The following is a 13,066-nucleotide window of genomic DNA, read 5'->3' as shown; positions in this document are numbered from 1 at the left end:
AAAAAGGGAGATGCCGAAACACCCCCCCTTTTCTGACTGTCTACATTGATGTCTACAATTTCGTCTACACCAATTTCAACTCATTGTTTTTGAATGGATTTTATGATGCAACCGAAATTACATCATGCCGCCCATGCCACCCATACCGCCCATGTCTGGTGCGGCTGGTTCATCTTTTGGGATTTCAGCGATCATGGCTTCAGTCGTGATCATCAATGACGCGATTGATGATGCGAACTGCAACGCTGAACGAGTGACCTTGGTTGGATCCAAGATCCCCATCTCGAGCATGTCACCATAGGTATCATTACCGGCGTTGTAACCGTAGTTACCTTCGCCATTTTTCACATTATTCGCGACCACTGAAGCTTCAGCGCCAGCGTTCATCGCGATTTGACGCAATGGTGATTCCATTGCGCGCAACGCTAACTTGATACCGACATTCTGGTCTTCGTTGTCGCCACGCAGGTCAGCTAGTTTGCTGGCTGCACGAACCAGAGCAACACCGCCACCAGGCACAACACCTTCTTGAACCGCAGCACGGGTCGCGTGCAATGCGTCTTCAACACGGGCTTTCTTCTCTTTCATTTCTGTTTCAGTTGCAGCACCGACTTTGATGACTGCTACGCCGCCAGCTAATTTAGCCAGACGCTCTTGCAGCTTCTCACGGTCGTAGTCAGACGTCGTGTCTTCAATTTGCTGACGAATCTGTGCCACACGGCCTTCAATTGCTGCTTCGTCGCCGTTACCATCAACAATAGTGGTATTGTCTTTGGTGATCACAACGCGTTTTGCAGTACCGAGGTCCTCTAACTGCGCTTTGTCCAGTTCCATACCGATTTCTTCAGAAATCACAGTACCACCGGTCAGAGCTGCGATATCTTGCAGCATTGCTTTACGACGGTCACCGAAACCAGGCGCTTTCACACCTGCGACTTTTACGATGCCGCGCATATTGTTCACAACCAGAGTTGCTAACGCTTCACCTTCGATGTCTTCAGCGATGATCAACAATGGTTTGCCTGACTTCGCAACGCCTTCCAGCACTGGCAGTAGTTCGCGAATGTTGCTGATTTTCTTATCCACCAACAAGATAAACGGACTTTCTAGCTCCACAGAGCCGTTTTCTTGGTTGTTGATGAAGTATGGAGATAAATAACCACGGTCGAACTGCATACCCTCGACCACGTCAAGCTCGTCTTGCAGCGCTTGACCTTCTTCAACGGTGATCACGCCTTCTTGACCCACTTTTTCCATCGCTTTGGCGATGATTTCGCCGATAGTGGTGTCTGAGTTGGCAGAAATAGTACCGACTTGAGCGATTGCTTTAGTGTTGTCACATGGCTTCGATAATTTCTTCAGTTCTTCAACCGCAGAAATAACGGCTTTATCGATACCGCGTTTCAAATCCATTGGGTTCATACCCGCAGCGACGGCTTTCAAGCCTTCGTTAACGATAGACTGCGCCAATACCGTTGCAGTGGTCGTACCGTCACCCGCTTCGTCGTTTGCTTTAGACGCAACTTCTTTCACCATCTGTGCGCCCATATTCTCGAACTTGTCTTCCAGTTCGATTTCCTTCGCTACAGAAACACCATCTTTGGTGATGACCGGAGCGCCAAAAGACTTATCTAAGACAACGTTGCGACCTTTTGGACCTAAGGTGACTTTGACTGCATCGGCCAACACGTTGACGCCTTTCAGCATCTTTTGACGTGCGGTATTACCAAATTTTACTTCTTTAGCTGCCATGATTCTTTTCCTCTATCAATTCGTTGACGACCTAATCGAGATCCGAACTTAGCCTTCAACAATAGCCAAGATGTCCGACTCGCTCATGATGAGGTATTCCTCACCGTCGATCTTCTGTGTCTTCACGCCGTAGCTTTCATTAAACAGCACAGAATCACCGACTTTCACGTCTAATGCTTTGACGTCGCCGTTCTCTAGGATGCGGCCATTGCCCACGGCAACAACTTCACCACGAGTCGACTTTTCAGCGGCTGAACCGGTCAGCACAATGCCGCCCGCAGATTTGGTTTCTGCTTCCGAACGTTTAATGATCACGCGATCATGTAAAGGACGAAGTTTCATGTGTGATAACTCCTAAACCTAAGTTGTGGGTTGATAACAGCGCTCTTTCGAGCAGTTAAAAGATTAGTGCCACAGTTATGGGGGGCATTTTTGCGAACACAAGGTTTTTCAGTAAAAATTTTTTCTGAATTACGTATACTGGTGCGACGCAGTGAAGACACCTTATTAGTTTCTGGCTTCGACGAGGGTCCCAATGACTCAAGCTCACGATACAACAAATGAATTCCGCCTGGTTTTATGTAGTTGTCCAGACAAAAACACCGCTAAAGCGCTCGCTGAGAAGGCGTTACGTGCCAAGTTAGCTGCTTGTGTGAACATTTCCGCACCAAGCACCTCTATGTATTGGTGGGAAAATCATATTCACAGTGACGAAGAGGTCACACTTGCGATTAAGACTACAGAAGGTCACATCGTGTCCTTGTTTGCTTTAGTGCAAGAAGCGCATCCCTATGAAGTTCCAGAACTCATTGCTATTCCTATCAGTGAAGGTAGTTCTGCTTATTTAGCTTGGTTAGAGAAAGTAACTCAGGAAGGTTAAGACATGATGCTCGGAACGGTATTACGCAGTACGTTCGTTGCGCTCGCGCTAATCGTTGCTGGCCAGTTGTTCACAAGCGATGCGAAGGCGCAAGATTTTGGCGCCGGTGACGACCCCTTTGCACAAGAGCAATTCTTACCCGTTGACCAAGCATTTCAATTCGATTACCGCCAAAATGGCGCTGTCATCACCTTCACCTGGACGGTGGCCGATGGCTACTATTTATATCAGCATCGCTTTGCTCCTGACCCATCAGTCGAGCTAGCTGAAGTACCTGTTTACCCCGAGGGAGAGAGCCATACCGATGAATTTTTCGGCGAGTCGATTGTGTATCGCGATGCCGTGAGCATCACGTATGTAGTGCATTCCGCTGAAGCTGACCAACCTTTTACCGTTTCTTACCAAGGCTGTGCTGATGCAGGATTGTGTTACCCTCCAACCACCAAAACCATATATCTCAATGCGGTTAGCGGTGATGGCTCGACCGCAATTAGCTTTGAAGAAATAGTCGCGAACAGTCAAACCGACGATATTTTTGATCTCGCGGCACAGCCTCTATGGCTATCGTTGGGTATTTTCCTGCTGCTCGGTATTGGCCTCGCGTTTACCCCCTGTGTATTGCCGATGTATCCGATTATTTCGGCAATTATTATGGGATCAGGTCAACATAAGCAGACCTTGCCCACACGGCGCGCATTTACGCTATCGTTTGCCTACGTGCAAGGCATGGCGATTACCTACTCTATACTCGGTGTGATTGTTGCCTTAGCTGGACTGAAGTATCAGGCGATGCTGCAACATCCCATTATTCTGATTGGGTTAGCATTGCTGTTTGTGGTGCTGGCACTGAGTATGTTGGGTGCTTACACCTTGCAGTTGCCACAGCGCTGGCAGCAAAAGTTAAATGAAGTCAGTCAACAGCAACGTGGTGGTGCGCATCGCAGTGTGTTCACTATGGGCGCACTCTCAGGATTGATTGCCTCACCCTGCACCACGGCACCGTTGTCGGGCATTTTACTCTTCATTGCTCAAACCGGTGATATCACTATAGGTGGCGCAGTTCTCTACGCGCTCAGCATAGGTATGGGCATTCCGCTGATTATCTTTGGCGTGTCAGGCGGCAAACTGTTGCCGAAAGCCGGTGCTTGGATGAACACTATTAAACGGATCTTTGGTGTTATCTTGTTGGGTGTTGCCCTGCTGTTTGTCGAACGCCTACTGAGCTATGAAGTGGCTGGTTGGTTGTGGGTAGCTTTCATTAATGTGGCGGCTATCTATCTCATTGTCAGTGGTTACCGCGAACTCAAACGCAATGCAGCACATGTCTTCGCTATCATCTGGATTGTGCTTGGAATTGCTTTACAACACTATTTTTGGCCGACTACCTACCATCAAGCCGATTTTGTTGCGGTTGATTCCGTAGCCAGTATTGAAGCTGAGCTCGCCTCTGCCGGCGACCAGGTTGTGATGCTCGATTTGTATGCGGACTGGTGTGTTGCCTGTAAAGAGTTTGAACGTGAAACCTTCGGTGACGAGAACGTGCAAGTCATGTTTGATGAGATGCGCATCTTGCAAGCCGATGTCACCGCCAACAATGCGACCAATCAAGCAATTTGGCAGAAGTATCGCGTACTCGGCCTACCCACTATCTTATTCTTTTACGATGGTGAGGAAATTCCGGGATCGCGCGTCACAGGCTTTATGCCTGCCGATGATTTTCTACAGCACATCGAAAATTGCTGCGAAAAGCGCTGATAAGACCAGTATTTTGCTGCGTAACTGCGATTTTTCACTATAATGAAAAATCACCTGTGAACTAAGTGCCTAAAGCGGACACTAAATAAGCAGTTTGCAACGTAATCGAAATTTTCGAAGAAGATCGCAGCATAATGACGTCAACTACGCCGAAAAAACATCGAATTCTGTTGCTCAATGGGCCAAACCTAAACCTATTGGGAACCCGAGAACCAGAAGTCTATGGTTCCGCAACGCTTGCAACTATTGAAGCGAAGCTGCAACAACAAGCTCAGCAGTTTGGTTTTGAACTGAACTGTCGCCAAAGCAACGCTGAACATCAATTAATTGATTGGGTTCACGAGGCACAACAACAAGGCGTCGACTTCATTGTTATCAATCCGGGTGCATACACGCACACCAGCATTGCACTGCGAGACGCCCTCGCTGGCGTCGCGATTCCGTTCATTGAAGTACACCTATCCAATATTCACGCTCGCGAAGCTTTTCGTCGCCATTCATACCTCGCTGATATAGCCGTTGGAGTCATTTGTGGCTTGGGCGCTCAAGGTTATGAATTGGCGCTGACTGCTGCGCAGCAACAATTACACGATTAATCTCAACACTGGGGTCACACAAGATCATGGATATTCGTAAAATTAAAAAGTTGATCGAACTCGTTGAAGAGTCTGGTATTGCCGAACTGGAAATCACCGAAGGTGAAGAGTCAGTGCGCATTCATCGCGGCTCAAGTGCACAGCAGGCTATGCCAATGCACTACCAAATGCCAGCTCCGCAACACGCACCTGCTCCAGCAGCAGCGCCAGCACCAGCTGCCAGTGCGCCGGTTGCCGAACCAGAAATTAGCGGCCACGTAATGCGCTCGCCTATGGTGGGTACCTTCTATGCAGCGCCAGCACCAGGCTCACCCGACTTCGTGACCGTCGGTCAGCAAGTCAAAGCAGGCGATACCTTGTGTATTGTTGAAGCGATGAAGATGATGAACCAAATCGAAGCCGATAAAGGCGGCGTCGTGAAGCAAATCATGGTTGAAAACGGCGAACCGGTCGAATTTGACCAACCCCTGTTTATCATCGAATAAACCCACGCGATCAGGACATTATCATGTTAGATAAGGTTGTCATTGCCAACCGCGGTGAAATCGCATTACGCGTTCTACGAGCGTGTAAAGAACTGGGCATCAAAACAGTTGCGGTGCATTCGACGGTTGATAGAAATTTAAAACACGTGTTGTTGGCAGATGAGTCGATTTGTATCGGCAATGCGCCAGCAACGGATAGTTATCTCAATATACCTCGCATTATTAGCGCGGCAGAAATTACCGATGCAGCGGCGATTCACCCTGGCTACGGTTTTTTGGCTGAAAATGCCGATTTTGCCGAGCAAGTGGAGAACTCTGGCTTTATTTTTGTCGGTCCAACCGCTGATGTTATCCGGTTGATGGGCGATAAGGTCTCAGCCATTGAAGCGATGAAAAAGGCAGGTGTTCCTTGTGTGCCTGGCTCTGGTGGTGAACTGGATGACGATGACGAGAAGAATAAGAAAATAGCCAAACGTATTGGCTATCCGATTATCGTTAAAGCAGCCGGTGGTGGCGGTGGTCGTGGGATGCGCGTCGTGCGCAAGGAAGAGGAACTCCTGAGCTCGATCAGCATGACCAAAGCTGAAGCAGGCGCGGCCTTCGGCAACCCGATGGTCTACATGGAAAAGTTCCTCGAAAACCCACGCCATATTGAGATTCAAGTACTCGCAGATGGCCAAGGTAACGCAGTGTATCTGGGCGAGCGTGATTGCTCCATGCAACGCCGTCACCAGAAGGTTGTAGAAGAAGCACCAGCACCAGGTATCACGCCTGAAATGCGCAAGTATATTGGCGAGCGCTGTGCCAAAGCTTGTATCGAAATCAACTATCGTGGTGCCGGTACCTTTGAATTCTTGTACGAGAACGGTGAGTTCTATTTCATTGAAATGAACACGCGGATTCAGGTCGAGCATCCAGTCACCGAAATGGTCACCGGCATAGACTTAATCAAAGAGCAGCTGCGCATTGCTGCGGGGCGTCCATTGTCCATTTCACAAGAAGATGTGGTGATACGTGGCCATGCTGTGGAATGTCGGATTAATGCCGAAGATCCAAATACCTTCGTTCCTTCTCCTGGCTTAATTACTCGTTTCCACTCACCAGGTGGTTTAGGGGTGCGCTGGGACTCGCATGTGTATGCAGACTACAAAGTGCCACCAAACTACGACTCGATGATTGGTAAGCTCATTACTTACGGTGAGAATCGTGATGTGGCGATTGCGCGCATGCGTAACGCATTGAGCGAACTCATCATCGAAGGTATCAAGACCAATGTCCCGCTACAAAAGGACATTATGGCCGATGAGAACTTCCAGCACGGTGGCACCAATATCCACTATCTCGAGAAGAAACTAGGCATGGGCGGTCACTAACGCCTATGCCATGGATTCAACTTACCGTAGCCGGCTCTGAACAGGCAGCTCCGCACATTGGGGAGCTGCTTGAAGAGCAAGGCGCTGTTGCGGTGACCTTTCGTGATGCCCAAGACAATCCGATCTTTGAACCCCCTCGCGGCGAAGCGGTGTATTGGCATGAAACGCTGATCACCGGACTTTTTGATGCCGAGGCAGACTTGAAGCCGGTCATTGCTGCATTGCAGGCAAGCCCCCACTTTTCCGATGGCCTTGATTACAAAACCGATGGGCTGGAAGACAAAGATTGGGAACGCGAATGGATGGATAACTTTCATCCAATCCGTTTCGGTGAGCGCTTATGGGTATGTCCAAGTTGGCGCGAGATCCCTGACCCCGAGGCGGTTAATATTTTACTCGACCCCGGTATGGCGTTTGGAACTGGCACGCACCCAACCACTGCACTTTGTTTAACCTGGTTAGACGGACAAGACTTAACGGGTAAGACGGTCGTCGATTTTGGCTGTGGTTCGGGCATTCTCGCTATCGCGGCATTGCTACTCGGTGCAGAGCGCGCCATTGGTATCGATATCGACCAACAAGCCTTAATTGCGAGTCGCGACAATGCTGAGCGCAACGGCGTGGCGGATCGACTGGAAGTGTACTTGCCGAGTCAACAACCTGAATTACCAGCCGATATTGTGTTAGCCAACGTGTTAGCCGGGCCACTGCAAGATCTTTCCAGTGTGATCAGTGCCTATGTAGGTCCACAGGGTGACTTGGTGATGTCGGGTATCCTCGAGCGTCAAGTAAGTGCGGTTCAAGCTGCTTATGCGCCGAGCTTTACTTTCAGCCCAACCCAAATGAGTGCCGAGTGGGCGATGCTGCATGCACGCCATAACAACGCTTAGAGCCTAATCACAGAACGCTTTTGTCAAGTCAAAAAAGTGCAAAAAAGCTGGGATTTGTACAAATTCCAGCCTTTTCATTTGCGCACAAATTCCCTAAAATTTCCCACCCTTGAGTTGCACAGTTTTTAACCGATGCGGATCGGACCTTATCAATTAGATAATCCAGTAATACTCGCACCTATGGCAGGTGTGACGGACCTTCCCTTTCGGCAGTTATGCCAAGAGTTGGGAGCTGGACTAACTGTATCCGAAATGCTTTCGAGCAATCCGCGCGTCTGGAATACCCGCAAATCGATGGCGCGGATGGGCCACGCGGATGAACCCGGTATAAAAGCGGTGCAAATTGCTGGTTGTGAACCTGAATTAATGGCTGCCGCCGCGCAACACAATGTCGAGCATGGCGCGCAGATCATCGATATCAATATGGGTTGCCCAGCAAAAAAGGTGAATAAGAAGATGGCAGGATCTGCCCTGCTGCAATACCCAGAGTTGGTAGAAGAAATTCTGCATGCCGTGGTCAATGCAGTTGCGGTACCGGTGACGTTAAAGATACGAACGGGCTGGGATCCTGAGCATCGCAATGGCGTAGCGATTGCGCAACTGGCTGAACAGGCTGGAATTCAATCGCTGGCCGTGCATGGTCGGACACGAGCATGCATGTACAAGGGCAATGCGGAGTACGACACCATCAAAGCGATTAAACGCGCGGTGTCGATTCCGGTTGTCGCAAACGGTGACATTACGACACCAGAACGTGCCCGTGAAGTCCTCGATTACACTGGTGCAGACGCGGTTATGATTGGCCGCGGCGCACAAGGCAATCCGTGGTTATTTCGGGAGATTGCGACTTATTTAGCGACGGGCAAGAAAGTGGCTCCGCCAGCACCGAGTGAAGTGAGTGATGTGGTGTTACGTCATGTACACCGATTACATCAGCACTACGGTGATTTTATGGGAACCCGAATTGCTCGTAAGCATGTGGGCTGGTATTTGCAAGAACAGCAGCCTGCGCAAGCGTTTCGTCAGCACTTTATGGGTATCGAGGACCCGCAAGAGCAACTCGATGCCTTGGCGAATTTTTTTACATTTGGAAACTAGAAGAGATAGAGCGCACCTATGTTTGATCAAAATACGAATCGTGACACGGTTTCTCCATTTACCACTTTAGGTAACAACGCACAGCCTAAGCCTCTGCGTGATTCCGTGAAACAAGCCATCAATAAGTTTCTGAAAGCTTTAGATGGTCACGATCCTGAAGAGTTGTATGAGTTGGTTTTGGCGGAAGTAGAAGCTCCATTGCTCGAAGAGGTCATGACCTACACTCGCGGCAATCAAACGCGGGCAGCGACCATGCTCGGTATCAATCGCGGCACGTTGCGCAAGAAGCTGAAAAAATACGGCATGAATTAATGCCCCTTGAAAAAGAGCACCTGTGTGCTCTTTTTTCTTTTGTGCTCCAGTCAACTACACTCTTATTGCTTTTAACAGACGGTGATTTTTCATGGACCAACGACCGATTCAACGCGCACTGATTAGCGTTTCTGACAAAACTGGTATTGTCGATTTTGCCAAGGCCCTGGTTGCTCGAGGCGTACATATTCTCTCAACCGGTGGCACTGCCAAACTTCTGCGTGAACATGCTATAGCGGTTACCGATGTGTCTGAACACACCGGCCAAGTGGAAATCATGAATGGCCGGGTGAAAACGCTGCATCCTAAAATTCACGGTGGCATTCTGGCGCGTCGTGGTGTTGATGAGGCTGTTATGGCCGAGCAAGATATCGCTCCAATTGATATGGTCGTGGTGAATCTGTATCCGTTTGCTGAAACTGTCGCAGCCCCAGACTGTACCCATGAAGATGCGGTCGAAAATATTGATATCGGTGGCCCCACGATGGTTCGAGCGGCAGCCAAAAATCACCGCGATGTCACTATTGTGGTCAATGCCAGTGACTATGACCGCGTGCTGACAGAAATGGATGCAAACGCCAATAGCCTGACTTTTGACACGCGCTTTGACCTTGCCATTCGAGCGTTCGAGCATACTGCACAATACGACGGTATGATTGCGCAATACTTTGGCGCGCGTTTGCCGGGTCAAGAGAGTCCATTCCCACGCACCTTTAATATTCAGCTCGAGAAGAAGCAAGACTTGCGCTACGGCGAAAACAGCCATCAAAGTGCCGCTTTTTACACTGAAGCGAAGCCCGCTGAGGCGTCTGTTGCCACAGCACAGCAATTACAAGGCAAAGCGCTGTCGTTCAATAACATTGCTGACACCGACGCTGCCTTGGAGTGTGTGAAGTCGTTTGAACAGCCTGCGTGTGTGATCGTGAAACATGCCAACCCATGTGGTGTTGCCATCGGGGATAACTGTCTAGCTGCCTATCAACGCGCTTTCAAAACCGACCCGACCTCAGCGTTCGGCGGTATTATCGCGTTTAACCGCGAATTGGATGGTGATACTGCGCGTGCCATCGTTGAGCAGCAATTTGTTGAAGTGATTATTGCTCCGCGGGTTAGTGCTGACGCCCGTGCCGCCGTTGCTGCGAAAACCAATGTGCGGTTATTGGAGTGCGGTGAGTGGTCGTCTGAGCGTCCAGCCACGTATGACTACAAGCGTGTTAACGGTGGCTTGCTGGTTCAAGACAGTGATCAAGGCCAAATTACCGCAGCTGATTTGAAAGTTGTGACAACAGTGCAACCGACGGCTGAGCAGCTTCAAGACCTTCTGTTTTGCTGGAAAGTAGCAAAATTTGTGAAGTCGAATGCTATTGTGTATGCCCGAGACGGCATGACCATTGGCGTCGGTGCAGGCCAAATGAGCCGTGTGTATAGTGCCAAAATTGCTGGCATTAAAGCGGCTGATGAGAACTTAGAAGTAGCGGGATCGGTAATGGCATCGGATGCCTTTTTCCCGTTTCGTGATGGTATTGATGCTGCCGCTGCAGCGGGAATTTCTGCCATCATTCAACCCGGCGGGTCCATTCGCGACGACGAGATTATTGCCGCCGCGAATGAACATGGAATTGCCATGGTATTTACCGGAATGCGTCATTTTAAACACTAAAAACTTGTTGGTTATGTGGTACAACAGATTGCCCTTACATGCTTTGCAATGAGGAACTGACCATGAACAAATTCGCATTATCCAGTGTTTTTGCTATATCCGCGCTTGCTGCTGCTTGCAGCGAAGCTCCCCAACAGACCGAAGCTCCGCAAGAGCCAACAGCCGCTGTTGAAGAGCAAGCGATGCAAGAAGAAATGATGACCGAAACGGCTGGCCTAACCTTAGCTGACGTTGTAGCGAGCGAATTGCGCTCAGACAGCAACAAAGCTCGCGATGCTTTTCGGCATCCGGTCGAAACCTTAGAGTTTTTCGGCCTCGAACCCGACATGACAGTCGTTGAGATTTGGCCAGGTGGCGGTTGGTATACAGAAATTCTGGCACCGTATCTTAAAGACCAGGGTATGCTTTACGCAGCGCATTTCCCTGCGGATAGCAGCAGCGATTACTTCAATCGTTCACGCACTGCCTTTGCCGAACGGATCGCCTCAGATGATGCGTTTTCAGCAATCGTCATGACCGAATTCAATGCCAACGCCGTGACCGAAGTGGCACCAGCTGGTTCAGCCGATATGGTGTTGACCTTCCGCAACTTGCACAACTGGTATATGGCTGCAGGTGAAGAAGGTCTGCAAACGGCGTTTGCGACTTTCTATACGGCTTTGAAACCGGGCGGTGTGCTAGGTGTTGTTGACCACCGTTTGCCAGAAGATCGTCCAGATGAAGAAATGTCGAGCTCTGGCTACATGAAAGAAAGCGTTGCGATTGCCATGGCAGAAGCCGCGGGCTTTGAATTGGTCGGCAGTAGCCCAATTAATGCTAATGAAATGGATACGGCAGATCATCCGCGCGGTGTCTGGACATTGCCACCAAGCTTGCGTCTTGGTGACGAAGACCGTGAGAAATTTCTGGCTATTGGTGAAAGTGACCGATTCACACTGAAATTTATGAAACCAACCACAACTCAAGAGTAACAATAGGCATGAAGGTATTGGTTATTGGCGGCGGCGGTCGCGAACATGCATTAGCATGGAAAGCGGCACAGTCGCCGCTCGTTGAACAGGTTTTTGTTGCACCCGGCAATGCCGGCACAGCAAATGAGCCGAAATTAGCTAACATCGCCATCGGGGCTGAGGCAGTCGACGAACTCCTCGCCTTTGCTCAGCAAGAAGCGATAGGACTCACCATTGTGGGTCCTGAAGCTCCCTTAGTGCTGGGTGTTGTCGATAAGTTTCGCGCCGCTGGCTTGACTATTTTTGGGCCAACCCAAGGTGCCGCTCAACTGGAGGGGTCAAAGGCGTTTAGCAAAGATTTCTTAGCACGCCATCAGATCCCAACAGCCGCCTACCAAACCTTCACCGATATTGCCGCGGCGAAAGCTTATGTTGAGGCACAAGGTACACCTATTGTGATCAAGGCTGACGGCCTTGCCGCTGGTAAAGGTGTGATCATTGCGCAAGACCAAGCAGAAGCCTTCGCCGCTATTGATGACATGCTGGAAGGGAACCGCTTCGGTGCCGCCGGCAGTCGCGTGGTTATTGAAGAGTTTTTGGTGGGTGAAGAAGCCAGCTTCATCGTCATGGTTGACGGCAAAACAGCACTCCCGTTTGCCTCAAGCCAAGATCATAAAGCGCGTGATAACGGCGACAAAGGTCCGAATACCGGTGGTATGGGCGCTTATTCACCAGCACCTGTGGTCACGCCAGAAGTTCACAACTGGGTTATGGATCACGTCATTCAACCGACCGTGGAAGGTATGGCTGCTGAAGGTCATCCCTACACCGGCTTTTTGTATGCCGGTTTGATGATTGCACCCGACGGTACCGCAAAAGTACTGGAATACAACTGCCGCTTCGGCGACCCCGAAACACAGCCAATCATGTGGCGACTACAGTCTGACTTAGTGGAGTTGTGCTTGGCAGCCTGTCAGGAGCAATTGGCCGAACACCACATCGATTTTGACCCGCGTGCAACCGTCGGAGTCGTTATGGCTGCGGGTGGTTATCCTGATAACTATCGCAAAGGCGATGTCATTTCCGGTCTAGCCGGCGACGATGCGACCACCAAAGTCTTTCACGCCGGCACCCAACTCAATGAACAAGGCGAGGTGGTCACCAATGGTGGCCGCGTACTCTGCGTCACCGCTATCGGCGATAGCGTCACTCAGGCCCAACAAGCGGCCTACCAGCGCCTAGCCAACATCCATTGGAATGATGTCTACTACCGCACTGATATCGCCCACCGAGCTATCGCCCGCGAATAACTCCG

General features: G+C 50.1%; 13 protein-coding genes. 11 read left to right on the top strand and 2 right to left on the bottom strand.

Annotated elements, in window-relative coordinates:
- Nucleotides 1-117 precede the first annotated feature (117 nt).
- Together groL and CWE22_RS10020 are read right to left on the bottom strand one after the other, a co-directional pair.
- Nucleotides 118-1,752 (bottom strand): chaperonin GroEL, encoded by a 1,635-nt coding sequence (gene groL, locus CWE22_RS10025; RefSeq protein WP_169931331.1) that lies wholly within the window; start codon nt 1,750-1,752, stop codon nt 118-120.
- Nucleotides 1,753-1,800: 48 nt separating this feature from the next.
- A complete protein-coding gene (locus tag CWE22_RS10020) occupies nt 1,801-2,094 on the bottom strand; it encodes a co-chaperone GroES (RefSeq protein WP_169931330.1) in 294 nt (97 codons plus the stop codon).
- A 193-nt stretch (nt 2,095-2,287) separates the two neighbouring features.
- On the opposite strand from CWE22_RS10020, the gene cutA reads away from it, so the two are divergent.
- From cutA to purD, 11 genes are all read left to right on the top strand, one after another.
- A complete protein-coding gene (cutA, locus tag CWE22_RS10015) occupies nt 2,288-2,632 on the top strand; it encodes a divalent-cation tolerance protein CutA (RefSeq protein WP_169931329.1) in 345 nt (114 codons plus the stop codon).
- A gap of 3 nt (nt 2,633-2,635) precedes the next feature.
- Nucleotides 2,636-4,387, top strand: a complete 1,752-nt coding sequence (locus tag CWE22_RS10010) for a protein-disulfide reductase DsbD (RefSeq protein WP_244596050.1) — start codon at nt 2,636-2,638, stop codon at nt 4,385-4,387.
- A 134-nt stretch (nt 4,388-4,521) separates the two neighbouring features.
- Nucleotides 4,522-4,983, top strand: coding sequence for a type II 3-dehydroquinate dehydratase (gene aroQ / locus CWE22_RS10005; RefSeq protein WP_169931328.1), 462 nt, complete (start codon nt 4,522-4,524; stop codon nt 4,981-4,983).
- Nucleotides 4,984-5,009: 26 nt separating this feature from the next.
- Complete coding sequence (accB, locus tag CWE22_RS10000) at nt 5,010-5,468, top strand: acetyl-CoA carboxylase biotin carboxyl carrier protein (RefSeq protein ID WP_169931327.1); 459 nt, start codon at nt 5,010-5,012, stop codon at nt 5,466-5,468.
- Nucleotides 5,469-5,491: 23 nt separating this feature from the next.
- Entirely contained in the window at nt 5,492-6,841 is a 1,350-nt protein-coding gene (accC, locus tag CWE22_RS09995; protein ID WP_169931326.1) for an acetyl-CoA carboxylase biotin carboxylase subunit, read from the top strand.
- Between the two features lie 5 nt (nt 6,842-6,846).
- Nucleotides 6,847-7,731 carry a 50S ribosomal protein L11 methyltransferase gene (gene prmA, locus CWE22_RS09990; protein ID WP_169931325.1) on the top strand — a complete coding sequence of 295 codons (885 nt, stop codon included), beginning with the start codon at nt 6,847-6,849 and terminating at the stop codon, nt 7,729-7,731.
- 132 nt (nt 7,732-7,863) lie between these two features.
- Entirely contained in the window at nt 7,864-8,829 is a 966-nt protein-coding gene (dusB, locus tag CWE22_RS09985) for a tRNA dihydrouridine synthase DusB (RefSeq protein ID WP_169931324.1), read from the top strand.
- Between the two features lie 18 nt (nt 8,830-8,847).
- Nucleotides 8,848-9,141 (top strand): DNA-binding transcriptional regulator Fis, encoded by a 294-nt coding sequence (fis, locus tag CWE22_RS09980; RefSeq protein ID WP_169931323.1) that lies wholly within the window; start codon nt 8,848-8,850, stop codon nt 9,139-9,141.
- A 91-nt stretch (nt 9,142-9,232) separates the two neighbouring features.
- A complete protein-coding gene (gene purH / locus CWE22_RS09975) occupies nt 9,233-10,801 on the top strand; it encodes a bifunctional phosphoribosylaminoimidazolecarboxamide formyltransferase/IMP cyclohydrolase (protein ID WP_169931322.1) in 1,569 nt (522 codons plus the stop codon).
- Nucleotides 10,802-10,983: 182 nt separating this feature from the next.
- Entirely contained in the window at nt 10,984-11,772 is a 789-nt protein-coding gene (locus tag CWE22_RS09970) for a class I SAM-dependent methyltransferase (protein WP_420821052.1), read from the top strand.
- Between the two features lie 8 nt (nt 11,773-11,780).
- Nucleotides 11,781-13,061, top strand: coding sequence for a phosphoribosylamine--glycine ligase (purD, locus tag CWE22_RS09965; RefSeq protein WP_169931320.1), 1,281 nt, complete (start codon nt 11,781-11,783; stop codon nt 13,059-13,061).
- Nucleotides 13,062-13,066 lie beyond the last annotated feature (5 nt).

This window comes from Pseudidiomarina aestuarii, assembly GCF_003987355.1.
Taxonomy (GTDB): domain Bacteria; phylum Pseudomonadota; class Gammaproteobacteria; order Enterobacterales; family Alteromonadaceae; genus Pseudidiomarina; species Pseudidiomarina aestuarii.
The sequence above is the reverse complement of the archived record's forward strand: the minus strand, read 5'-3'. Positions and strand labels throughout refer to the sequence as shown.

What these genes read in the sequence shown, in the direction of transcription:
- groL (WP_169931331.1), bottom strand. Translation starts at nt 1,752, where the DNA reads ATGGCAGCTAAAGAAGTAAAATTTGGTAATACCGCACGTCAAAAGATG.
- CWE22_RS10020 (WP_169931330.1), bottom strand. Translation starts at nt 2,094, where the DNA reads ATGAAACTTCGTCCTTTACATGATCGCGTGATCATTAAACGTTCGGAA.
- cutA (WP_169931329.1), top strand. Translation starts at nt 2,288, where the DNA reads ATGACTCAAGCTCACGATACAACAAATGAATTCCGCCTGGTTTTATGT.
- CWE22_RS10010 (WP_244596050.1), top strand. Translation starts at nt 2,636, where the DNA reads ATGATGCTCGGAACGGTATTACGCAGTACGTTCGTTGCGCTCGCGCTA.
- aroQ (WP_169931328.1), top strand. Translation starts at nt 4,522, where the DNA reads ATGACGTCAACTACGCCGAAAAAACATCGAATTCTGTTGCTCAATGGG.
- accB (WP_169931327.1), top strand. Translation starts at nt 5,010, where the DNA reads ATGGATATTCGTAAAATTAAAAAGTTGATCGAACTCGTTGAAGAGTCT.
- accC (WP_169931326.1), top strand. Translation starts at nt 5,492, where the DNA reads ATGTTAGATAAGGTTGTCATTGCCAACCGCGGTGAAATCGCATTACGC.
- prmA (WP_169931325.1), top strand. Translation starts at nt 6,847, where the DNA reads ATGCCATGGATTCAACTTACCGTAGCCGGCTCTGAACAGGCAGCTCCG.
- dusB (WP_169931324.1), top strand. Translation starts at nt 7,864, where the DNA reads ATGCGGATCGGACCTTATCAATTAGATAATCCAGTAATACTCGCACCT.
- fis (WP_169931323.1), top strand. Translation starts at nt 8,848, where the DNA reads ATGTTTGATCAAAATACGAATCGTGACACGGTTTCTCCATTTACCACT.
- purH (WP_169931322.1), top strand. Translation starts at nt 9,233, where the DNA reads ATGGACCAACGACCGATTCAACGCGCACTGATTAGCGTTTCTGACAAA.
- CWE22_RS09970 (WP_420821052.1), top strand. Translation starts at nt 10,984, where the DNA reads ATGCAAGAAGAAATGATGACCGAAACGGCTGGCCTAACCTTAGCTGAC.
- purD (WP_169931320.1), top strand. Translation starts at nt 11,781, where the DNA reads ATGAAGGTATTGGTTATTGGCGGCGGCGGTCGCGAACATGCATTAGCA.